Here is a 21903-nt window from a genome sequence, read left to right as displayed (position 1 = left end):
CCTTGCACGGGCGCCTGGCCGCCCGGCCCGGCCGCTGACCAGGCCGCTCAGTCCAGGTAGCCGGTCTCCGGGTTGATCTCGGCCAGGAAGCCGGTGATCGCCGCCCGCATCTGCGCCTCGGTCATCTGCGGGCGGGAGGAGGAGAAGCCGTAGTGCGGGCGGTGCGGCCCGCTGACCCAGGTGAAGTCGTGTCCTCCCGCTCGCGCGGTGACGACGAAGTCCTCCCCGTCGACGGTCAGCTCATGGCGGGACATGCGGCCACGATCCCGGGTCGGCGTGGCGTGGTCCAGCCCCGGGTCAGGGCAGCGCGACGCCGTCCAGGTAGCGCCAGGCGCCGTCCGCGCGGGTGAACCGGCTGCGCTCGTGCTGGGCGCCGGACCGGCCACCGGCCCGCCAGTGTGCCCGGAACTCCACCGTCCCCTGGGCGGCCAGCAGTGCGCCGCCGCTGGTGGCGAGCACCTCCAGGCCGGTCCAGCGCACGTCCGGGTCGAGGTCCAGCGTCGACGGGCGGGTGCTGGGGTGCCAGGTGGCCAGCAGGTACGCCGGGTCGCCGACGGCGAAGGCGCTGTACCGCGAGCGCATCAGCTGCTCGGCGGTGGCCGCGGCCGCCGTCCCGTCGTGCAGTCGGCCGCAGCACTCCGCGTAGGACAGGCCCGAGCCGCACGGGCATCGTCGAGGAGCCACGCGCGCAGTCTCGCAGCCGCGGGGGACGCCGTTCACCGAGCCGACCCCCGGTCGGGGCCGATACGTTGCAGGGACTCGGCGCCGAGGACGTCCCGGGCAACGGCGGGGCCGTCCCCGGCGGACCAGGACCAGGCACCAGGAGGCGCGCTGTGAGCGACGCGGAGCAGGAGAAGACCACCCGGATCGTGGTGGTCGGCGGCGGGTTCGCCGGCTTCTACGCCCTCAAGCACCTGCAGAAGCACCTGCAGGGGCACCTGTCGGCCGGCCGGGTGGAGCTGGTGCTCGTCAACCCCACCGACTACCTGCTCTACAGCCCGCTGCTGCCCGAGGTGGCCACCGGGGTGATCGAGGCCCGGCACATCGCGGTCTCGCTGCGCCGGGCGCTGCCCGGGGTGCGGCTGGTGCTCGGCCGGGTCACCGCCGTGGACCTGGACGGGCGGACCGTCACCGTCACGCCGGTCGTCCCGGGTGGGTCCGGAGAGCCGTACACCGAGCCGTGGGACCGGCTGCTGCTCGCGCCGGGCTCGGTCACCCGGCAGTTCGACATCCCCGGGGTCGCCGAGCACGCCCGCGGGCTCAAGACGCTGGTCGAGGCGGTGTACCTGCGCGACCACCTGCTGCAGATGCTCGACCTGGCCGACGCCGAGCCGGACACCCCGGAGGGGCGGGCGCGGCGGTCGGAGCTGCTCACCGTGGTGGCCGTGGGCGCCGGGTACACCGGCACCGAGTTCGTCGCCCAGACCCAGCGCTGGCTGCGCACCATCGAGGCGCGCTGGGGCAAGACCCGCGCCGAGGACGTGCGCTGGGTGCTGATCGACCTGGCGGAGGCGGTGCTGCCCGAGCTCGGCCCGCAGCTGGGCAGCCGCAGCCTGGACCTGCTGCGCAAGCGGGGGATCGACGTGCGGCTGGGCGTCACGGTCGCCTCCGCCGACGCCCACGAGGTCGAGCTCACCGACGGCACCACCGTGGCCACCCGCACGCTGGTCTGGGGCGCCGGGGTGATGGCCAACCCGCTGGTGGCCGAGCTCGGGCTGCCGCTGCGCAAGGGGCGGCTGGTGGTGGAGACGGACCTGTCCGTGCCCGGTGTGCCCGACGTGTGGGCGGCCGGTGACGCCGCCGCCGTCCCGGACCTGGCCGCCGGGAAGGGCCAGGACGACGTGCCGGACACCCCCCCGACGGCGCAGCACACCCAGCGGCAGGGCACCGCGCTGGGCCGCAACGTCGCCGCCAGTCTCGGCGTCGGGCAGGCCCGGCCCTACCGGCACAAGGACCTCGGTCTGGTCGCCGACCTCGGCGGCTGGGACGCGGTCGCCAAGCCCCTCGGCGTCCCGCTGACCGGTCCGCTGGCCAAGGTGGTCACCCGCGGCTACCACCTGTACGCCCTGCCGGCGATGGCCAACCGGCTGCGGGTGGCGGTGGACTGGCTGTGGCAGACGGTGCTGCCGCCGGAGAGCACGCAGCTGTCCGTCGTGCGGCCGGAGGACGCCCGGCTGGACGCCGCCCAGGCCACGCGGATCTACGACGCCGAGCGCGCCGCCCGCGACGCCGGCTGAAACCGGTTGACCGCCGGGGTCAGCCTGGGAGGGTGCGACTGACGTTCACCCGGATGGCCGACCGGCGGCCGGTGGAGACCCTCGTCGAACGGGACGACGGCGTGGTGTTCGCGATGCGCGGCGCCGGTGGCGGGGCGGATCTGCCGCACGACCTGGTGCACGCCGTGGTGGAGACCCGGCTGCAGGTCCGTGACGGGATCTGGGGCTGCGTCGCCGACGGCGTCGTCTGGCGCAGCATGCGGCACGTCTCCGGCCGTCAGCCGCCGCACGCCGCCACCCGGTCCGAGCAGCTGAAGCGCGAGCGGTCGGCGCAGATCCAGCGTGCCGAGGCGCTGGCCGACCTGGTCGGGCGGCTGTCCCGCGGCGAGGAGGTGCTGGCCACCGAACTCGCTGCCGACGGCCGGCCGGGAGCCGAGCTGGCGGCCGCCGCGACCGATCTCGCGGACACCGGGCGGCGGTGGGCGGCACTGCGGCCGGGGGAGACCTGGGTGGTCGAGTGGCCCGCTCCCCGCCCGGCCCGGCGGGGGGACCGGCGCCGCTGACGCCGGCCCGCTCAGCCCCTGTCGGTCACCTTGTACGGGGCGCCGGACCGGTCGTACGTCGTCCACTCGCCGACGTTCTCGCCGGCGGCGAAGTACCCGGAGCGCAGCAGCGTCCCGTCGGTGCGGAACCACTCCCAGTAACCGTGCGGCCGGCCGTCGACGACCGGCCCGCGGGCGCGCACCGATCCGTCGCGGTGGTGTTCCACGTGCTCGCCCTCGGTGAACTCGGTCTCGGGCACGGCTCCTCCTGACTCCCGGGTGCCGGACGGTGGCGGAGCGCCGGTCAGTCGGTGCCGAACTCCATGGCGGCGCGGTCGAGCAGCTCGTCGTGCTCGGACACCCGGCCGCGGGAGGCGATCGCCTCCGCGCCGCCGGCCTCGGTGGCGTCGATCAGCCCGGTCGAGGCGGCCTGCGCGGCCCCGATCGAGGTCGGGGTGGAGCCGCCGACCATGCCCATCCGGGCGTACTGCTCGAGCTTGGCGCGGGAGTCGGCGATGTCCAGGTTGCGCATGGTCAGCTGACCGATCCGGTCGACCGGGCCGAAGGCGGAGTCCTCGGTGCGCTCCATGGAGAGCTTGTCCGGGTGGTAGCTGAACGCCGGGCCGGCGGTGTCGAGCACCGAGTAGTCCTCGCCGCGCCGCAGCCGCAGGGTGACCTCGCCGGTGACGGCCATGCCGACCCACCGCTGCAGCGACTCGCGCAGCATCATCGCCTGCGGGTCCAGCCAGCGGCCCTCGTACATCAGCCGGCCCAGCCGGCGGCCCTCGGCGTGGTAGGTGGCGAGGGTGTCCTCGTTGTGGATGGCGTTGACCAGCCGCTCGTAGGCCGCGTGCAGCAGCGCCATGCCCGGCGCCTCGTAGATGCCGCGGCTCTTGGCCTCGATGATCCGGTTCTCGATCTGGTCGGACATGCCCAGACCGTGCCGGCCGCCGATGGCGTTGGCCTCCAGCACCAGGTCGACGGCGGAGGCGAACTCCTTGCCGTTGATGGTCACCGGCCGGCCGTACTCGAAGCCGATCGTCACGTCCTCGGGGGCGATCTCCACCGCCGGGTCCCAGAACTTCACGCCCATGATCGGCTCGACGGTCTCGATGCCGGTGTCCAGGTGCTCGAGGGTCTTCGCCTCGTGGGTGGCGCCCCAGATGTTGGCGTCGGTGGAGTAGGCCTTCTCCGCGCTGTCCCGGTAGGGCAGGCCGTGGGCGACCAGCCACTCCGACATCTCCTTGCGCCCGCCGAGCTCGGTGACGAAGTCGGCGTCCAGCCACGGCTTGTAGATCCGCAGCCCCGGGTTGGCGAGCAGGCCGTAGCGGTAGAACCGCTCGATGTCGTTGCCCTTGTAGGTGGAGCCGTCGCCCCAGATCTGGACGTCGTCCTCGAGCATGGCCCGCACCAGCAGGGTGCCGGTGACTGCGCGGCCCAGCGGCGTGGTGTTGAAGTAGCTGCGCCCGCCGGACCGGATGTGGAAGGCGCCGCAGGTCAGCGCCGCGAGCCCCTCCTCGACCAGGGCGGCCCGGCAGTCGACCAGCCGGGCGAGCTCGGCGCCGTAGGCGCTGGCGCGGCCGGGCACCGAGCCGATGTCGGGCTCGTCGGCCTGGCCGATGTCGGCGGTGTAGGTGCAGGGCACCGCGCCCTTGTCGCGCATCCACGCGACGGCCACCGAGGTGTCGAGCCCTCCGGAGAAGGCGATGCCGACGCGTTCGCCGACGGGCAGGGAGGTGAGCACCTTGGACACGACAAGAAGTATGCATGCCGCTGTATTTCCATGCAAAGCTGGGTCGGCGGCCGTGCCCGACCGTCGTCAGGCCGTGCGCGGAGGCTGGTGGCCGATCCCGTCCCTCGACAGCGCCGCGCGGGCGGCGGCGGCCCAGTGTCCGGCGCCGACCCGCTCGGCGACCGCCAGCGCCTGCCGGTGGTGGGTCGCGGCGTCCTCCACCCGGCCCAGTGCGGTGGCCAGCTCGCCGAGCGTCGCCGCCACGGGTCCGAGGGTGATCAGGCCGCTGCCGGCGCCGGCCAGCTCGTCGGCGGCCGGCAGCAGCTGGTCGTACAGCCGGCCCGCCCGTGCCCGGTCGCCGAGGGCCACCGCCGCCCGCGCGGCCAGGCAGCCGCGCACCTCCAGCAGCAGGTCGCGCGGGGAGTCGGGGACGGCGGCCAGGGCGGCCCGGGCCCCTGCCCGGTCGCCACCGCGCAGCAGCACCAGCGGGCGCACCCACGGCTCGTGCGGCCCCCACCCGGCGTCGACGGCGCCCGCGGGGTCCAGGCTGAGCAGCGCCAGGGGCAGCAGCCCGTCCTGCAGGCCGGACATCCCGGTGCCGGTCAGCCGGGTGGCCGCGGCCCGGTAGGCGGCGCGGGCCGCGTCCGTCGCACCGCGCACCGCCAGCCGCAGCGCGGCGTACCAGTCGGTGAAGACGCCCACCACCGGCAGGCCGTGCCGCTCGGCGAGCGCATCGGCCGCGGCGGCGTGCCGGTCGGCCCCGGCCAGGTCGCCCAGCGCCGAGCGGGCCTGCACCAGCACCAGGTGGCCGAGCACCTCGAACGTCGCCAGGTGGACCGCGCCGGCGGTGAGCGCGACCAGCTCGGTGCCGATCCGGGCCCGCTCCGGCGCGAGCCCGGCCCGGTGGGCGCTCTGCAGGAAGCGGGCGTCCAGGGCGAGGGCCAGCAGCGCCGGGTCGTCGAGGGCGCGGGCCAGCTGCTCAGCCTCGCGGGCCGCCTCGCCACCGCGGGGGCCGTCGTCGGCCCGCCGCTCCAGCGCGATCGTCACCAGCAGCCGGGCGCGCTCGGTGCGCCGCTCGGCCGGCAGCGCGGCCAGCGTCCGCTCGGCCACCGCGACCAGCCGGGCCGACAGCTCCTCGTCGTCGTTCGCCGTCCAGATCGCCGGGACGTCGGAGGAGCCCACCACCGCGGCGGTCAGCAGCGGGTCGCCGAGCTGTTCGGCGGCGTCGACCGCGGCGGCCCGCTCCCGCCGGGCCTCCTGCAGGTGGCCGGTGACCGCCAGCGCCCGCACCAGGCCCGTCCGCGCCGCCAGCCGGTCCCGGGGGTCGGCGTCCGGCAGCCGGTCCAGCGCCGTGCGCACGCCCCGCCACAGCGTCGCCGCCTCGTGCGGCGCCGACCTGTGCTCTGCCCGCCGCGCTGCCGCGCCGGCCCAGTGCACGACGGCGGCGGGCTCCGCCTGGTCCTCGGCCCGCAGCAGGTGGTGGGCGATGGTCTCGACGGCGTCCGGGCGGGTGCCGGTCAGGACGGCGGCCACCGCGGCGTGCTCCCGGGTGCGCCGGACCCGCGGGACGTCGGCGTACAGCGCCTCCTGCACCAGCGCGTGCGCGAACCTCAGCCCGGTCGGGCCGGCCTCCTCCAGCAGCCCGGCGAGCAGGGCCGTCTCCACCGTCTCGAGGACGGCGTCCTCCGTCCCGGTCAGCCGCACCAGCAGGTCGAGGTCGACGTCCGGGCCCTGCACGGCGGCCCGCCGCAGGTGCGTCCGCGCCGTCTCGGGCAGCCGCTGCACCCGCTGCCGGACGACGTCGCGCACCCCGGCCGGGACGGTCCGCAGGGCCGCCACGCCACCGGACCCGAACAGCCGCGCCAGCTCACGCGCCAGGAACGGGTTGCCGCCGCTGCGGGCGTGCAGCAGCTCGAGCTCCGCGGCGGGCAGCACCCGGTCGGTGAGCCCGGCGACCAGCTCGGCGGTCTGCGGCCCGGTGAGCCCACCGAGGTACACCCGGATGGGCTCAGCGCGGGCCAGCCTCCCCAGGGCCTCGGCGAGCCCGGGGGAGAGGTCGGTGGCCCGGTGCGTGCCCACCATGAGCACCCGGGCGCCGGCCAGGTCGGGCAGCAGGGTGCCCACCAGCGCCAGGGTGTCCTCGTCGGCCCAGTGCAGGTCGTCCAGGACGACGAGCACGGGTGCCCGCTGGGCGGCGGCGACCAGGGCGGCGGTGAGCGCCCGGTGACGGTGGAACCGGGCGGTGGCGGGGTCGTCGTCCCGGCCGGGTGGCGGTGCCTGCCCGGCCAGTGCGGCGCCCAGCTGGGTCCACGGCCAGGCCGCAGGCGCGCCGGGCACCTCGGGGCTGGTGGTCCAGGCGACGGTCCAGCCGGCGGTGCGCAGCTGGTCGGCGAGGGCGGTGGCCAGCGCGGTCTTGCCCGCACCCGCCGCCCCGGAGACCAGGGCGAGCTGCGGGCGGCCCTCGGCGGCGGTGGCCGCGGCGGCCGTCAGCGTGGCCAGTTCGTCGTCCCGGCCGACCAGCCGGGCCGCCGGAGGCAGGGCCGGCCCGGGCTGCGCCGGCGTGCGGGGCGTCGAGGTGCGGGGCGTCGAGGTGCGGGGCGGCGGGCCGGTGAGTCCGGGCGCCTGGGCGAGGACGTCGGCCTCCAGCTGCCGCAGCGCCGGGCCGGGGTCGACGCCGAGCTCGGCGCCGAGCACCGCTCTGGCCCGGCGGAGCGCCGCCAGCGCGTCGCCCTGCCGCCCGGCCCGGTACAGCGCCAGCGCCAGCAGGCGCCAGGTGTCCTCCCGCAGCGGGTGGTCGGTCAGCAACGCCGACAGCTCCGGCACCGCCTCGGCCGCGTGCCCGGCGGCGAGCGCGGCCTCGGCGCGGCGCTGCACGGCCAGCAGGCGGAGCTCGTCGAGCCGGCCGGCCTCCGCGCGGGCCCAGGCCCGGTCGGCGACGTCGGCGTACGCGGGGCCGCGCCACCGGGCCAGCGCGTCGTCCAGCAGGGCCCGGGCGTCGTCCGGCCGGCCGTCGTCCAGCAGGCCGGTGGCCGAGCTGAGGGCCGTCTCGAACCGGTCGGCGTCCACGGTGCCGGGCGCGGTGCGCAGCGCGTACCCGCCGGCGACGGTGACCAGCAGCTGCGGCGGGGTGCGGGGCGGGCGGTGCGGTTCCAGTGCCCGGCGCAGGTCGCCGACGAAGGTCTGCACCGCCCCGTTCGCGCCGGCAGGCGTCTCGTCCCAGAGGTCGTCGACGAGGTGGGCCAGCGGCACGGCGCGGCCCCGGGCGACCAGCAGCCGGGCCAGGACGGCGCGGTGCCGGGGGCCGCGCAGGTCGACGGGGTCGCCGTCGTCCTCGGCGGTGACCGGGCCCAGCACGCCGAACCGCACGGACGTCCCAGGCACGGCGCCACGCTAGCCGCCGCCGGTCCCGGCGCTGAGCGCGTGCTGACCGGGTGCTGATCGGGCGGGGGCACGGTCTGCCGGTACGTCACCGACCCCTGGAGGAACTGACATGGCACCGACGATCACCGGCTTCACCGAGCAGCGCGTCCCCGTCGCCGACGGCGTGGCGCTGCACGTCGCCGTCGGCGGCTCCGGCTCACCGGTGGTGCTGCTGCACGGCTTCCCGCAGACCCACCTGATGTGGCGGCACGTCGCCGCCGACCTGGCCGCCGACCACACCGTCATCTGCCCCGACCTGCGCGGCTACGGCGCCAGCGACAAGCCGGCCGACGACGGGCAGGCCTACGCCAAGCGCGCCATGGCCGCCGACGTCGTCGCGGCCGCCCGGGCACTGGGGCACGACCGCTTCGCCCTGGTCGGCCACGACCGCGGCGCGCTGGTCGCCATCCGGGCGGGCCTGGACCACCCGGACGCCGTCACGCACCTGGCGTCGCTGGACGTGCTGCCCAACCTGGACACCTGGGAGGTGCTCAGCGGGCTGTCGGCGTCGGTCGCCTGGCACCTGTACCTGATGGCGCAGCCGGCCGGCCTGCCGGAGGCGATGATCAGCGGGGCCGCCGACGCGTTCTTCGGCTCGTTCCTGGACGCCTGGGCGCGGGACCCGCAGGCCGTCCCGGCCGACGTCCGGGCCGAGTACCTGCGGGCCTGCCGGGAGGCGGTGCCCTCCATCGTCGCCGACTACCGGGCCTCGGCCACGGTCGACGTGGAGCACGACCGGGCCGACCGGGACGCCGGCAACCGGCTGCGGATGCCGGTGACGGTGCTGCAGCAGGACTGGGGGCCCGAGCTCAGCGCCGGCGCGGCGGCCACCTGGGCCCGCTGGGCGCCGGACCTGGACCACCGCACGGTGACCAGCGGCCACTTCATGGCCGAGGAGGCCCCCGCCGAGGTCGTCGGCGCGATCCGCGACCTGCTGGCCCGCTGACCGGCGGCCGCCCTGGCTAGGTTGGCGGCGTGATCGCACCCGAGGCCGCCGCCGACGCCCTGCGCGCCTGGGCGCTGGACGAGCAGCTGAAGCAGCGCGTGATGGCCGACCCGGCGCTCGCGGCGCTGGCCGCCCGGGTGGCGCGCCGGTACACGGCCGGGGACACGGTGCCCGACGCGATCGCCGCGGCGCAGGCGGCGGTCCGGCGGGGCCACGCGGTGAGCATCGAGTACGCCGGGGAGAGCGTCCGGGACGCCGACCTGGCCCGGGCCGAGACGGCGGTGTTCCTGGACCTGATCGCCACGGTGCGGGCGGCCGGTCTGCCCAGCACCGTCTCCTTCGACCTGTCCCACGTCGGGTCGGTCGTGGCCCCGGCGCTGGCGGCCGCGCACGTCCGGGAGATGGCCGCCGCGCTGGCCCCGGTGGGCACCGAGCTGATGATCTCGGCGGAGGGTTCCGGCCGCACCGACCTGGTGCTCGACCTCTACGACGAGCTGGCCGGCGAGGGCCTGCGGGTCGGCGTCACCCTGCAGGCCCGGTTGCACCGCACCCCGGCCGACCTGGACCGGGTGCTGCGCCACCCGGGCACCGTGCGGCTGGTCAAGGGGGCGTTCCTCGAGCCGGACGGCGTCGCGCACCGGCGCGGCAGCGCCGAGCTCACCACGGCCTACCTGGGGCTGGCCCGGCGCCTGGTGCAGGCCGGGCACCCGGTCAGCGTCGCCACGCACGACGAGACGCTGGTCCGGGCGCTGGTCGCCGAGCACGGGACGGCGCTGACCAGCGGGCCGGTGGAGTTCGAGATGCTGCTCGGGCTCGGGCCCGACCTGCTGGACGCGCTGCACCGGGAGGGCTTCCGGACCCGCGAGTACGTCGTCTTCGGTGGCGAGTGGTGGCTCTACGTCCTCAACCGGATCGCCGAGGACCCCGCGCGGGTGTTCACCGCCCTCACCGACCTGGCCGGCCGCTGACCGACCACGGCCGGACGATCAGTGGCCCACGTCATGCTGCGGGGTGCATCCGGGGCGGCGGCTCGCGGCGAAGGCACTCCGTGGAGCTGCGACCTCGAGCCGAACAGCAGTGGATCGTCCAGCCGCTCATCGACGCCGGCGTCGACCTGGACGAGATCGGGCAGCTGGTCTCCCGGCTGGCCTTCACCGCGATCGTCACCGAGGGCTGCGGCGCGCTGGCCAGCCTCGCGGAGCTGGTCGCCGACCGGCCGGCCGAGGTCCAGGCGGCCTGGTGCCAGGTGATCACCCGGATGCTGGTGCTCGACGGGCCGCCGTGAGCCCGCTCAGTCGGTGACCGGGCCGGGTGAGCCCGCCGGGTACTCCCGCAGCGGGACCTCGCCGGCCGACCAGGCGGCCAGGATCGGCTCCACGATCCGCCAGGACTGCTCGGCCTCCACGTCGCTGATCGACAGCGTGCGCCGGCCGGTCAGCATCTCCTGCAGCAGCAGCCCGTAGGCCGACAACCGGGTGGCCGGCAGTCCGATGTCCAGGGCGCGCCGCTCCAGCTCGAACGGGTCGTCGGCGCCGTTGAGGTTGATCTCCAGGCTGATGTGGTCCGGGTCGAAGCGCATCCGCAGCACGTCGGGCTCGGCGTCGCCCCGGCGGCCGAAGGCCTGGTGCGGCACCGGCTTGAAGTGGACGGCGATCTCCTGCCGGCCCTCGCCCAGCGCCTTGCCGGTGCGCAGCCGGAACGGCACCCCGGCCCACCGCCAGTTGTCGATGGTCACCGTGTACTCGGCGTAGGTCTCGGTCTCCCGCGCCGGGTCGACGCCGTCCTCGCTGGTGTAGTCGGGCAGCTCGCGGCCCTCCACCGTCCCGGTGGTGTACCGGGCGCGGACGGTGTCCCGGGCCATGTCCGCCGGTGGCCGCACCGCGCGCAGGACGTCGGCCTTGCGGGCGGCCAGGCTGGGCCCGTCGATCGCGTGCGGTGGCTCCATGGCGATGAGCGCCAGCTGCTGGAGCAGGTGGTTCTGCAGCATGTCCCGCAGCGCGCCGGCGGTGTCGTAGTAGCCGGCGCGGCCCTCGAGGCCCAGGGTCTCGTCGAAGACGATCTCCACCCGGTCGATGTGGCCGGCGTTCCAGACCGGCTCGAACAGCCGGTTGGCGAAGCGCAGCCCCAGCAGGTTCAGCACGGTCTGCATGGCGAGGAAGTGGTCGGTGCGGAAGACCTGCTCCTCCGGGACCAGCCGGTGCAGGACGGCGTTGAGCTGTCGGGCGTCGTCCTCGTCGCGGCCGAACGGCTTCTCCACCGCGATCGTCGTCCCCTCGGGGAGCTCGACCTCGGTCAGCGCCTGCAGCGTGGCGAGGAAGACGGTGTTCGGCAGCGCCAGGTAGACGACCGGGCGGCCTTCCGCGCGGCTGAGCGCCGCCCGGAGGTCCTCGGCTGTGGTGACGTCGCCCTGCTGGTGGCCCAGCCGCTCGACCAGGCGGTCGCGCGCGGCCTCGGGCACGTGGCCGGCGTGCTCGGCCAGCCGCTCCCGTGCCCAGTCGCGGTACTCGTCGTCGGACCAGTCCTGTTGGCTGACGGCCAGCAGCCGGACGTCGTCGGTCAGGCAGTCGGCACCGAACAGCTCGGCCAGCCCGGGCAGCAGCAGCCGGCCGGTGAGGTCGCCGGTGCCACCCAGCACCACGAAGGTCACCTGCATCGTCGTCGTCCTCGTCCCGTCGTCGTCCTCGCGTCCCGGGTGCGAGACACCGTCCTCGCCGCCCTGCCCACCCCCGGCCCGGCTGAACCACGCGGCCGTGTGGGGGTGGGCGGGTGCTCGGCGCGTGGAAGGGGTGAGCGAGAGGAGACAGGCGATGGAACGGGCTCGACTGACGGTGGCGGTCGCCGCCACCGCGGCACTGGCTGCCTGCAGCAGCGCCGGCGCCGCCCCGCAGGTCCACCAGGGCGGAGTGGCCGAGGTGCGGACCGGCGCGCTGACCGCGCGGGACGTCGCCGCGGCCCAGACCGCGTTCGGGGTCGACCTGCTGCACGAGGTCTGTGCCGGACAGTCGGGGCAGGACGTGCTGCTGTCGCCGACCTCCGCCGCGGAGGCGCTCGGCCTGCTGTACCCCGCCACCGCCGGGGAGACCGCGGACGCCTTCGGGTCGGTGCTGCACCTGCCGTCCTGGTCGACCGACCTGGTGGCCGCCACCCGCGCGCACACCGCCGCCCTCGACGGCCTGCGCCACGACGGTGACCTGGACGACGAGGACGCCCCGGACGCGCTGCAGCTGAGCAACCACCTGTGGACCGCGCTGGGCGTGCAGCCCGAGCAGGCCTACCTCGACGACCTGGCCACCGCGTTCGCCGCCGACGTCCGGGCGCTGGACTTCGCCGGGGACCGGGACGGGGCCACCGACCGGATCAACAGCACCGTCGCCGAGGACACCCGCGGCGTCATCGAAGAGCTCTTCGACGAGCCGCTCCCGTCGGCGACCCGGGCGGTGCTGACCAATGCGGTGCACCTCAAGGCCCGCTGGGCCGTGCCGTTCACGAGCACCCGTCCGGCGCCGTTCGCCACGCCGGACGGCGAGCGACAGGTGGACATGATGGGCGGCGCCACCGGCCGCGCCCGGACGGCGGAGGGGTGGGAGGCCGTGGAGCTGCCCTACCGCGACGGCACCCTCGCTGCGGTCGCGGTCCTCCCGCCCGAGGGCATCGACCCGTGCGCGGTCGACGCCGCCACGCTGGCCGCGCTGGACGCTGCCGAGGCCTCCGACGTCGACGTGCAGCTGCCGAGGTTGCACGTGGAACAGACCCACCAGCTGTTGGAGCCGCTGAGCGAGCTCGGGCTGCCCGTCGCCGGCGCCTTCCCCGGCCTGGGCGCCGGCGACGTCGAGATCGCCCAGGTCGTGCAGAAGACGTACCTGGACGTCGACGAGCAGGGCACCGAGGCTGCTGCCGCCACCGGCGTCGCCATGGCCGCTTCGGCCCGGCTTCCGCAGCGGCTGGTCTCGTTCGACCGCCCGTTCCCGTTCGTGCTCACCGACACGGCGACCCGGTCACCGCTGTTCGTCACCGCCGTGTACTCCCCGTCGGCCTGAGGTCGACCCCGCTCAGTCGGTGAAGCAGGCGGTGAGCGCGCCGACCATCAGCGGGACGTCGAGGGCCGAGGCCAGCTCACGGCAGGAGTGCATCGCGAGCATCGGGGCGCCGACGTCCACGGTCGCGATGCCGAGGCGGGTCGCGGTCAGCGGGCCGATCGTGCTCCCGCAGGGCAGGTCGGCGCGGGAGACGAACCACTGCACCGGCACCGACGCCTCCGCGCACCGCTCGGCGAACCAGCCGCTGGTGACCGCGTCGGTGGCGTAGGCCTGGTTGGCGTTCACCTTCAGCACCGGCCCGCCGCCCAGCTGCGGCTGGTGCGCCGGCTCGTGCCGGTCGTAGCGGGTGGGGTGGACGGCGTGCGCCATGTCCGACGACACCAGCCGGCTCTGCGCCAGGGCGCGCGGCAGCGCCTGCGGGTCGCCGGCGTCGGTGATCGTCACCAGCCGCCGGACGACGTCCTCCAGGAAGCTGCCTCGGGCTCCGGACATCGAGCCGCTGCCGACCTCCTCGTGGTCGTTGCAGACCAGCACCTGGGTGCGGGGGCCGCCGGGGGCGGCGATCAGTGCGGTGGCCCCGGCGTGGCAGCTGGCCAGGTTGTCCAGCCGCGGCGCGGCGATCCACGTGCCGTCGGCTCCCGCGACGCCGGCGGGCTGGGTGTCCGCGAGCACCAGGTCGTGCCCGACGACGTCGTCCACGGCGACGCCCGCCTCGGTCGCCAGCGCCTCGCGCAGACCCGGCTCGGTGCCCAGGTCGTGGGACCAGACCGGGACCAGCTCCCGCTGCGGGTCGAGCTTCAGGCCGTCGCGCACGCCGCGGTCCAGGTGGATCGCCAGTGACGGAAGGCGCAGTGGTGCCCCGGGCAGGCGGACCAGCGCGGTGGTGCCGCCGCGCAGGGCGACCCGGCCGGCCACGGTGAGCTCCCGGTCGAGCCAGGTGTGCCACAGCCCGCCGCCGTAGGGCTCGACCCCGACCAGTCGGTAGCCGGCCTGCCGGAGGTCCGAGCGGGGGCGCACCTTGAACGTGGGGGAGTCGGTGTGCGCCCCGACCAGCCGCATGCCGGCTTCGGCGAGCGGGGCGCTGCCCACCCGGAAGGCGACCAGGCTGCCGTGCCGGACGACGAAGTGCTGCCCGCCCGGGGTGAGCGTCCAGGCGTCGGCCTCGGCCAGCTCGGTGAAGCCCGCGCCGCGCAGCCGGCGGGCCAGCTCGGCGACCGCGTGCGACGGGGAGGGCGAGGCGTCGACGAAGGCGCGCAGGTCGTTCCCGAGGGAGAGGTCCGGCATGCCTGCATCCTCCCCGCCGGCCGGCCGGTCAGCGCACCCGGACCTCGGCGACGCGGGTCGAGCCGGATGAGCTGACGTTGAGCCGTGCCACAGCGCGGCTCGACGTCAGCTCCGGTGGGTCGACCCGTGCCCCATCACACCTCCAGCCAGCGCATCCCGGACGGCGAGTAGCGCTCCCCGGCCGTCACCCCGACCGGCGCGACCTCCTCGATCGCGGCCAGGTCGTCGGCGGTCAGCTCGACCTCGAGGGCGGAGACGTTCTCCTCCAGGTTGGCGATCCGCCGGGTGCCGGGGATCGGGACGACGTCCTCGCCCTGGACGAGCACCCAGGCCAGCGCCAGCTGGGTGGGCGTCACGCCCTTGGCCTCGGCGATCGCCACCACCCGGTCGAGCACCTGCAGGTTCTTGGCGAAGTTCTCCCCCTGGAAGCGGGGCGAGCTGCGCCGGAAGTCGTCCTCGGCGAAGTCGTCGACGGTGCGGATCTTGCCGGAGAGGAACCCGCGCCCCAGCGGGGAGTAGGGCACGAAGCCGATGCCCAGCTCGCGCACCGTGGCCAGCACGCCGTTGTCCTCGACGTCCCGGGTGAACAGCGACCACTCGGTCTGCACCGCCGACAGCGGCGCGGTGGCGTGCGCCCGGCGGATGCTCTCCGGCGAGGCCTCGCTGATCCCCAGGTACCGCACCTTGCCCTCGGCGACCAGCTCGCCCAGCGCCCCGAACGTCTCCTCCAGCGGCACGGCCGGGTCCACTCGGTGCTGGTAGTAGAGGTCGATCACGTCGGTGCCCAGCCGCTGCAGCGACCCCTCGACCGACGCCCGCACGTACTCCGGCGTCCCGTTGACCGCCCCGGTGCGCCGACCCTCGGCGTCCAGCTCGTTGCCGAACTTGGTGGCCAGCACGACCTGGTCGCGGTGCGTGCGCAGCACCTGTCCGACCAGCCGCTCGTTGGTCCACGGGCCGTAGACGTCGGCGGTGTCCAGCAGGGTGATGCCCAGCTCCAGTGCCCGGTGCAGGGTCGCCAGGTTCTCGGTGTCGTCGAAGGCGCCGTAGTAGGAGCTCATCCCCATGCACCCCAGCCCCTCGGCCGAGACGGTGAGGCCCTGCGCGCCCAGTGCTCGTCGCTGCATGACCTGATCCTCCGCCCGTCGCCGGTGCCCGGCCGGTCAGAGGCCCCGGCCCCGGAGTTTGATCACCGCCTGGCGGGTAGGGCGGGAACATGGCCGACGACGACATCGAGATCGACGCGCAGGGCGACAACACCTACCTGGTCGTGCAGCCCAGCGAGCTGGAGGACGTCCGCACCTTCGTCACCGTCACTCCGGAGGTCATGGACCGGCTGGCCTCCGACGACGAGGAGGACGTCGTCCGGCGGACCGTGCTCTTCCTGCGCCGGCACCAGGAGGTCGCCGACTTCCCCGAGGTCATCGACCTGGACGACGTCGTCTCCAGCTACGACGACTACCTCGAGGCGATGACCACCGACTGACCGGCCGGCGAGCACGCGGGCGGGATCGCCCTCACCAGCCGAGGGGGTGGGATGCTGCCAGACGTGAGCCAGCCCACCCTCCCCGCCGACCCCGGCGCGCTCGCCGACGCACTCGAGTCGACCGGCTACCTGCCCGACGAGGGCCTGGCGACCGCGGCGTACCTGGCGCTGGTCATGCACCGGCCGCTGTTCCTGGAGGGTGAGGCCGGGGTCGGCAAGACGGCGCTGGCCCGCGCACTCGCCGAGGTGACCGGGCGGCCGATCTACCGGTTGCAGTGCTACGAGGGGCTGGAGGCCAGCCACGCCCTCTACGACTGGGACTTCGGCCGGCAGCTGCTGCACCTGCGCGCCGCCGAGGCCGCCGGCACCGCATCGGGCGCCGACGAGCTGGAGGCCGGCCTGTACGACCGGCGGTTCCTGCTCGCCCGCCCGCTGCTGCAGGCGCTGGAGGACTCCCCGTCGGTGCTGCTCGTCGACGAGGTGGACCGGGCCGACGACGAGTTCGAGGCGTTCCTGCTGGAGGTGCTCAGCGACTTCACCATCTCCATCCCCGAGCTCGGCACCATCCGGGCGCAGACGCCGCCGCTGGTCGTGCTCACCTCCAACCGCACCCGCGAGGTGCACGACGCGCTCAAGCGCCGCTGCCTCTACCACTGGCTGGAGCACCCCGACTTCGAGCGCGAGGTGGCGATCCTGCGCCGCCGGCTGCCCGACGTGACCGAGGAGCTGGCCCGCCAGGTCGCCCGGGCCACCGCCCGGTTGCGCGAGCTCGACCTGCTGAAGCCACCCGGCGTCGCCGAGGCGATGGACTGGGCGACCGCGCTGCACGCGCTCGGCGCCCGGGAGCTCGACCCGGACACCGCGGCCCGCACGCTCGGTGCGGTGCTCAAGTACCGGGAGGACACCGACCGCGTGCACGCACTGGCCCGGGGAGCGCTCTTCGGTGGGGGGTGAGCCGCGGGACGTCGTCACCACCGTGCTCGGGTTCGCCCGCACGCTGCGGCACGCCGGCGTCGACGCCTCCCCGGACCGGGTCGAGGCGATGCTGGCCGCGGTCGCGCACCTCGACGTCCTGGACCCCACCGCCGTCTACTGGTCGGGCCGGCTCACGCTGTGCGGCAGCCCGGACGACCTGGACCGCTACGACGCCGCGTTCGCCGCCTGGTTCGGCGGGGAGGCGCCGCGCACCCGGCGTCCGTCGGGCGCCGAGGAGCAGCGGGTCGCGCAGTCCGCCCCGCTGCAGACCGGCGAGGGCAGTCAGGACGGCGGGGACCCCGCCGACCTGGCCACTCTGGCCAGCGGCGAGGAGGTGCTCCGGCACCGGGACGTCGCCGGGCTGACCGCCGCCGAGCGCGACCAGCTGCGGCGGCTGTTCGCACTGCTGCGGCCGGCCGCCCCGATGCGGCCCTCCCGGCGGCGCAGCCCGTCGGCCCACGGCGCCGTCCACCGGGTCCGCACCGTGCGCCGGGCACTGCAGGACGGCGGCGAGGTCACCCGGCTGGTGCACCACCGCGCCCGGCCCCGCCCGCGCCGGGTCGTGCTGCTGATCGACGTCTCCGGGTCGATGAGCCCCTACGCCGACGCGCTGCTGCGGTTCGCGCACGCCGCCGTCCGGGCCCGGCCGGCGTCCACCGAGGTGTTCACCATCGGCACCCGGCTGACCCGGGTCACCCGCGAGCTGCGGCTGCGCGACCCGGACAAGGCGCTGGCCGCCAGCGGTTCGGCGATCCCCGACTGGTCCGGCGGAACCCGGATCGGCGAGGTGCTCAAGGCGTTCCTGGACCGCTGGGGCCAGCGCGGCACCGCCCGCGGCGCGGTCGTCGTGGTCTGCAGCGACGGCTGGGAGCGCGGCGGGCCGGAGCTGCTCGGTGAGCAGATGGCCCGGCTGGCCCGCCTCGCGCACGCCGTCGTCTGGGTGAACCCGCACAAGGGCCGGGCCGGCTACGAACCGCTGACCGGCGGCATGGTCGCGGCGCTGCCCAGCGTCGACCACTTCGTCGCCGGGCACAGCCTCGCCGCGTTCGAGGAACTGGCCGGGGTGGTCGAGCGTGCCTAGCGGAAGGACCCCGGTCCCCTCACCACTCGCACGCTCGCGGCGAGCCTCTGACCGGGGCCGGAGAGGAGCAGTCGGATGCGTGACGTTCTCGACGACCTGATCGGGTGGTGGCAGGCGGGGGAGACCGTCGGCGTCGGCACCGTGGTGGGCACCTGGCGGTCCGCACCGCGCCCGGCCGGCGCCTCGATGCTGGTCGGCCCGGACGGCACGGCGGTCGGCAGCGTCTCCGGCGGCTGCGTCGAGGGCGCGGTCTACGCCGAGGCGCAGGACGTCGTCGCCAGCGGCGAGCCCACCCTGGAGCGGTACGGGGTGAGCGACGACGACGCCTTCGCCGTGGGCCTGACCTGCGGCGGGATCCTCGACGTCTACGTGGAGGCGATCTCCCGGGAGTCCTTCCCCGAGCTCGGCGAGGTGGCCGCGTCGGTGGGCGCGCACGAGCCGGTCGCCGTCGTCACCTGCGTCAAGGGCCCGGCCGACCGGCTGGGCAAGCGGCTGGTGCTCTGGCCCGACCGCGCCTCGGGCACCCTCGGCGCCCAGCGGCTGGACGACGCCGTCGCCGACGACGCCCGCGGCATGCTGGCCGCCGGCCGGACGGCGACCCTCACCTACGGCCACGACGGCGAGCGCCGCGGCGACGAGCTGACCCTGTTCGTCTCCTCCTTCGCCCCGCCGGCCCGGATGGTCGTCTTCGGCGCGATCGACTTCGCCGCCGCCGTCGCCCGGGTGGGGTCCTTCCTCGGCTACCGGGTCACCGTCTGCGACGCCCGGCCGGTGTTCGCCACCGCCCGCCGCTTCCCCGACGCCGACGAGGTCGTCGTGGAGTGGCCGCACCGCTACCTGCAGGCCCAGGTGGACGCCGGGGCGATCGACGAGCGCACGGTGCTCTGCGTGCTCACCCACGACCCGAAGTTCGACGTCCCGCTGCTGGAGGTCGCGCTGCGACTGCCGGTGGCCTACGTCGGGGCGATGGGCTCCCGGCGCACCCACGACGAGCGGCTGGCCCGGCTGCGCGAGGCCGGACTGGCCGAGGACGAACTGCTCCGTCTCAGCTCTCCGATCGGCCTGGACCTCGGTGCGCGCACCCCGGAGGAGACCGCGGTGAGCATCGCCGCGGAGATCATCGCCGGCCGCTGGGGCGGCACCGGCGAGCGCCTGGCCGAGGTCGCCGGCCCCATCCACCGCACCGCCGACCGCTGACCGGGGCCGAAGTCGCGACTTCGGCCCCTCTTCGCCCTCCCGACCCGGCCATGGTGGCCAACATGGCCGGGGTCGGGGGGCGAGTCAGGGGTGGGACGGGGGCCAGGCGGGGGCGAGCTCGGCGAGGTCCCACCAGAGGCCGGCCATGACCTGCAGGGACTCGCGGACCAGCCCGACCGGCAGGTGCTCGTCGGGGGCGTGCTGGGCGCAGCCGGGGTAGGAGTGCGGCACCCAGACCGTCGGCAGGCCCAGCACGTGGGCGAACGCGTGGTTGGGCAGCGAGCCGCCCAGGTTGGGCAGCAGGGCCGGACGGGCTCCGGTGGTGCGCTGCATCGAGGCCAGCGTCCAGGGCACCCAGGGGTCGTCGGGGTCCAGGCGGGTGGCGGCCATCGCGTGGTCCTGGGTGACCTCGACCGCCCCGAACCCGGCGGCGGCGAGGTGGTCGCGCACCACGTCGGCCACCGACGCGGCGTCCGTGCCGACGACGAACCGCAGCTGGCAGTGCGCGCGGGCGGACGGCGGGATGGCGTTGACCGGCGCGTCCGGGTCGCCGGCGGTCATCGCCAGCACCTCCAGGGTGTTCCAGCCGAACAGCCGCTCGCTGGGCGTCAGCCCCGGCTCACCCCACGACGGGTCGATGACGGGTGAGTCCGGCCCCTGGTCGACCGGGACGTCGGCGAGCGCCTCCCGCACCGACGCCGGCACCCCGGCCGGGCGCAGCGCGTCCACCAGCAGCCGGCCGTGGCCGTCGACCAGGGTGGCCAGCGCGTTGGCCAGCACCGTGGCCGGGTTGCTCAGCACCCCACCCCAGTTTCCGGAGTGGTGTGCCTCGCCCCGCGCCCGCACCGACAGGGTCAGGTTCACCGAGCCGCGGGAGCCGAGGAACACGGTCGGCCGGCCGGCGGCGACCCGCGGCCCGTCCGAGCCGATCAGCAGGTCGGCGGCGAGCTCGTCCCGCAGCAGGGCGCAGACCTCGTCCAGGCCGGGGGAGCCGAACTCCTCGCCCATGTCCAGCAGCAGCGTGACGTTGTAGCCCAGCCGGCCACCCCGGACGGCGAGCACCTGCTCCAGCGCGGTCAGGTTGACGCTGTGCTGGCCCTTGTTGTCGGCGACCCCGCGGCCGTACCAGCGGTCGCCCTCGACCACGATCCGCCAGGGGTCGAGCCCGGCGCGCCACTGCTCGGGGTGGGCGGGCTGCACGTCGCCGTGGCCGTAGGTGAGGACGGTGGGCAGGGCGGGGTCCTCGACCCGGCGGGCGACCAGGAAGGGGTGCCGCGGCGACACCGGGTTCTCGACCACCCGTGCGGTGAAGCCCAGCCGCTCCACCCACGGCACCATCTCCGCGGTCAGGTACTCCCGCAGCACCGGCTCCCGGGCCGGGTCGGCGCTCTCGGTGGGCAGCGCGACCCGGCGGGCCAGGTCGGTCAGGAAGGCGCCGGAGTCGAGCTGCTCGGCGGCGCGGGCGAGGGCGGTCGGGCGGTCCACGCCGTCCACGCTCGCAGCCCCGCACCCAGGTCGCCCCCCGGGGGGCCGAAGTCGCGACTTCGGCCCCCCGGGGGACCATCGACGGGTGGGTGACGACGACCTCCGGTACCGGTACGACGTCGAGGTCGTCGGGCTGCTCGCCTCGCCCGCGCACCGTTGGGACGGCCGGCCCGACCCGGCCCTGGCCGGGCCGGTCGAGCGCACCGACCGGATCGAGGTGCGGGCCGGGCTGGGCATCGTCGGTGACCGGTACTTCGGCCAGCCGGCCCACCGGGACGCCTCGGTGACGGTGCTGGCCACCGAGGGGGTCGAGGCGCTCGCCGTCGAGCTGGGCAGCGGGCCGCTCGACCCGCTGGCGGCCCGGCGCAACGTCGTCCTGCGGGGGGCGGAGGTGGAGGCGCTGCGCGGAGAGCCGTTCAGCCTCGACTGCGGGGACGGCGCGGTGCTGCTGGCCGGCGGCCGGCCGGCGAACCCGTGCGCCTGGCTGGACCTGGCGCTGGCGGCGGACGCGCACCGCGGGCTGCGTGGGCGGGCGGGGATCCGCTGCGCTCCCCGCACCGACGGCGTCCTGCAGCTGGGGCCGGCCGTCCTCCGCTCCGCCGTCCCGCTGGACCCGGCGCGCGCGGGCGACGCCGTCCGGCCCGTCCCGCGGCCGCGACACGCCGCTGTACAGCCACCGCACAGCCCGGGGGCCGGCGAGTCGCGATGATCTCGCCTGCCGCCGCACGAGCACGTGGGCGGCACCGGCCAGAGACGGGACGACCCATGCGCGTGCGACAGCGAGTCGCGACCCAGCTGACCGCAGGACTGGCGGCAGCCGTGCTGCTCACCGGCTGCGGCGGCTCCGACGACAGCTCGGAGGCAGCGGCCACGAGCAGCGCGGAGAGCAGCGCGAGCGAGGAGACCGGCGCCGAGGTGGCCGCCGACGCCGCCGACGCGCTGGAGGAGGCCGGTGCCGCCCACGTCACCGGCACCATCGGCACCGGCGCCGAGGAGCAGTCCATCGACCTGTACCTGCAGGGCGAGGACGCCACCGGCTCGATCACCCTGGGTGGCCAGGAGGTCCAGCTGCTCACCGTCGGCGGGGTCTCGTACTTCCAGGGGCCGGCGGACTTCTGGCTGAGCTCCGGGGTCCCGCAGGAGGCGGTCGACCAGCTCGTCGGCGTCTGGGTCGTCGTCCCCGCCACGGAGGCGGCCGCCTTCCAGCAGCTGACGCTCACCGGCCTGGCGCAGGAGCTGCGCTCGCCCAGCGACGGCACCGTCGAGGACGAGGTGACCACCGAGGAGCTGGACGGCGAGGAGGTCCTGGTCGTCACCCAGGCCGACGGCAGCTCGCTGTACGTGGCCGCCGACGACCCGCGCTACCCGCTGCAGATCGTCAACACCGGCGACGATGCCGGCACGCTGACCTTCGACGGCTTCGGCGAGGAGCAGGAGATCACCGCCCCGGCGGACGCGCTCGACCTGTCCGAGCTCGGCGCCTGAACCACCCGCCGGCCCGG

General features: G+C 75.8%; 21 protein-coding genes. 12 read left to right on the top strand and 9 right to left on the bottom strand.

Going from position 1 to position 21903, the window contains the following annotated elements:
- Window positions 1–47 precede the first annotated feature (47 nt).
- A complete protein-coding gene (locus HLA93_RS12575; protein WP_222194708.1) occupies window positions 48–254 on the bottom strand; it encodes a hypothetical protein in 207 nt (68 codons plus the stop codon).
- A gap of 43 nt (window positions 255–297) precedes the next feature.
- Window positions 298–684, bottom strand: a complete 387-nt coding sequence (locus HLA93_RS12570; RefSeq protein WP_222194707.1) for a YchJ family protein — start codon at window positions 682–684, stop codon at window positions 298–300.
- A 149-nt stretch (window positions 685–833) separates the two neighbouring features.
- Between HLA93_RS12570 and HLA93_RS12565 the strand changes: the two genes are divergently transcribed.
- Window positions 834–2237, top strand: coding sequence for an NAD(P)/FAD-dependent oxidoreductase (locus tag HLA93_RS12565; protein ID WP_222194706.1), 1404 nt, complete (start codon window positions 834–836; stop codon window positions 2235–2237).
- A 32-nt stretch (window positions 2238–2269) separates the two neighbouring features.
- Window positions 2270–2779, top strand: coding sequence for a hypothetical protein (locus HLA93_RS12560; protein WP_222194705.1), 510 nt, complete (start codon window positions 2270–2272; stop codon window positions 2777–2779).
- An 11-nt stretch (window positions 2780–2790) separates the two neighbouring features.
- Here HLA93_RS12560 and HLA93_RS12555 read toward each other — a convergent pair whose 3' ends face one another.
- The 3 genes from HLA93_RS12555 to HLA93_RS12545 all read right to left on the bottom strand — a co-directional run bounded on the left by HLA93_RS12555 (window position 2791) and on the right by HLA93_RS12545 (window position 7871).
- Entirely contained in the window at window positions 2791–3018 is a 228-nt protein-coding gene (locus HLA93_RS12555) for a toxin-antitoxin system YwqK family antitoxin (RefSeq protein ID WP_222194704.1), read from the bottom strand.
- 44 nt (window positions 3019–3062) lie between these two features.
- On the bottom strand, window positions 3063–4511 hold the full coding sequence (argG, locus tag HLA93_RS12550) for an argininosuccinate synthase (RefSeq protein WP_222194703.1): 1449 nt from the start codon (window positions 4509–4511) through the stop codon (window positions 3063–3065).
- Window positions 4512–4577: 66 nt separating this feature from the next.
- A complete protein-coding gene (locus HLA93_RS12545; RefSeq protein ID WP_222194702.1) occupies window positions 4578–7871 on the bottom strand; it encodes a BTAD domain-containing putative transcriptional regulator in 3294 nt (1097 codons plus the stop codon).
- 109 nt (window positions 7872–7980) lie between these two features.
- Here HLA93_RS12545 and HLA93_RS12540 point away from each other — a divergent pair, with 109 nt between their 5' ends.
- From HLA93_RS12540 to HLA93_RS12530, 3 genes are all read left to right on the top strand, one after another.
- Entirely contained in the window at window positions 7981–8856 is an 876-nt protein-coding gene (locus HLA93_RS12540; protein ID WP_222194701.1) for an alpha/beta fold hydrolase, read from the top strand.
- A gap of 29 nt (window positions 8857–8885) precedes the next feature.
- Window positions 8886–9824 carry a proline dehydrogenase family protein gene (locus HLA93_RS12535; protein ID WP_222194700.1) on the top strand — a complete coding sequence of 313 codons (939 nt, stop codon included), beginning with the start codon at window positions 8886–8888 and terminating at the stop codon, window positions 9822–9824.
- 80 nt (window positions 9825–9904) lie between these two features.
- Window positions 9905–10141, top strand: a complete 237-nt coding sequence (locus HLA93_RS12530) for a hypothetical protein (protein WP_222194699.1) — start codon at window positions 9905–9907, stop codon at window positions 10139–10141.
- Between the two features lie 6 nt (window positions 10142–10147).
- Here the strand turns inward: HLA93_RS12530 and HLA93_RS12525 are convergent, their stop codons facing one another.
- Window positions 10148–11509: a glucose-6-phosphate dehydrogenase gene (locus HLA93_RS12525; protein WP_222194698.1), complete on the bottom strand. Its 1362-nt coding sequence runs from the start codon at window positions 11507–11509 to the stop codon at window positions 10148–10150.
- A gap of 154 nt (window positions 11510–11663) precedes the next feature.
- Here HLA93_RS12525 and HLA93_RS12520 point away from each other — a divergent pair, with 154 nt between their 5' ends.
- A complete protein-coding gene (locus tag HLA93_RS12520) occupies window positions 11664–12893 on the top strand; it encodes a serpin family protein (protein WP_222194697.1) in 1230 nt (409 codons plus the stop codon).
- A gap of 12 nt (window positions 12894–12905) precedes the next feature.
- On the opposite strand, the gene HLA93_RS12515 is transcribed toward HLA93_RS12520, so the two are convergent.
- Window positions 12906–14177, bottom strand: a complete 1272-nt coding sequence (locus HLA93_RS12515; protein WP_222194696.1) for a M18 family aminopeptidase — start codon at window positions 14175–14177, stop codon at window positions 12906–12908.
- Between the two features lie 134 nt (window positions 14178–14311).
- Window positions 14312–15304 carry an aldo/keto reductase gene (locus tag HLA93_RS12510; protein WP_222194695.1) on the bottom strand — a complete coding sequence of 331 codons (993 nt, stop codon included), beginning with the start codon at window positions 15302–15304 and terminating at the stop codon, window positions 14312–14314.
- An 89-nt stretch (window positions 15305–15393) separates the two neighbouring features.
- Between HLA93_RS12510 and HLA93_RS12505 the strand changes: the two genes are divergently transcribed.
- The 4 genes from HLA93_RS12505 to HLA93_RS12490 all read left to right on the top strand — a co-directional run bounded on the left by HLA93_RS12505 (window position 15394) and on the right by HLA93_RS12490 (window position 18916).
- Window positions 15394–15663, top strand: coding sequence for a hypothetical protein (locus tag HLA93_RS12505; protein ID WP_222194694.1), 270 nt, complete (start codon window positions 15394–15396; stop codon window positions 15661–15663).
- Between the two features lie 63 nt (window positions 15664–15726).
- Window positions 15727–16617 (top strand): AAA family ATPase, encoded by an 891-nt coding sequence (locus HLA93_RS12500; RefSeq protein WP_439957980.1) that lies wholly within the window; start codon window positions 15727–15729, stop codon window positions 16615–16617.
- Entirely contained in the window at window positions 16607–17719 is a 1113-nt protein-coding gene (locus HLA93_RS12495) for a vWA domain-containing protein (RefSeq protein ID WP_222194692.1), read from the top strand. Before HLA93_RS12500 ends, HLA93_RS12495 begins: the two co-directional genes overlap by 11 nt.
- Window positions 17720–17794: 75 nt before the next feature.
- A complete protein-coding gene (locus HLA93_RS12490) occupies window positions 17795–18916 on the top strand; it encodes an XdhC family protein (protein ID WP_222194691.1) in 1122 nt (373 codons plus the stop codon).
- A gap of 84 nt (window positions 18917–19000) precedes the next feature.
- On the opposite strand, the gene HLA93_RS12485 is transcribed toward HLA93_RS12490, so the two are convergent.
- On the bottom strand, window positions 19001–20401 hold the full coding sequence (locus HLA93_RS12485) for a M20 family metallopeptidase (RefSeq protein WP_222194690.1): 1401 nt from the start codon (window positions 20399–20401) through the stop codon (window positions 19001–19003).
- An 85-nt stretch (window positions 20402–20486) separates the two neighbouring features.
- Between HLA93_RS12485 and HLA93_RS12480 the strand changes: the two genes are divergently transcribed.
- On the top strand, window positions 20487–21110 hold the full coding sequence (locus HLA93_RS12480; RefSeq protein WP_308128093.1) for an MOSC domain-containing protein: 624 nt from the start codon (window positions 20487–20489) through the stop codon (window positions 21108–21110).
- Between the two features lie 62 nt (window positions 21111–21172).
- The gene (locus tag HLA93_RS12475) at window positions 21173–21886 is read left to right on the top strand and encodes a hypothetical protein (RefSeq protein WP_222194689.1); all 714 of its coding nucleotides are present in this window, start codon (window positions 21173–21175) and stop codon (window positions 21884–21886) included.
- Window positions 21887–21903: the final 17 nt, after the last annotated feature.

This window comes from Modestobacter italicus, from assembly GCF_019799965.1.
GTDB lineage: Bacteria > Actinomycetota > Actinomycetes > Mycobacteriales > Geodermatophilaceae > Modestobacter > Modestobacter italicus_A.
The sequence above is the reverse complement of the archived record's forward strand: the minus strand, read 5'-3'. Positions and strand labels throughout refer to the sequence as shown.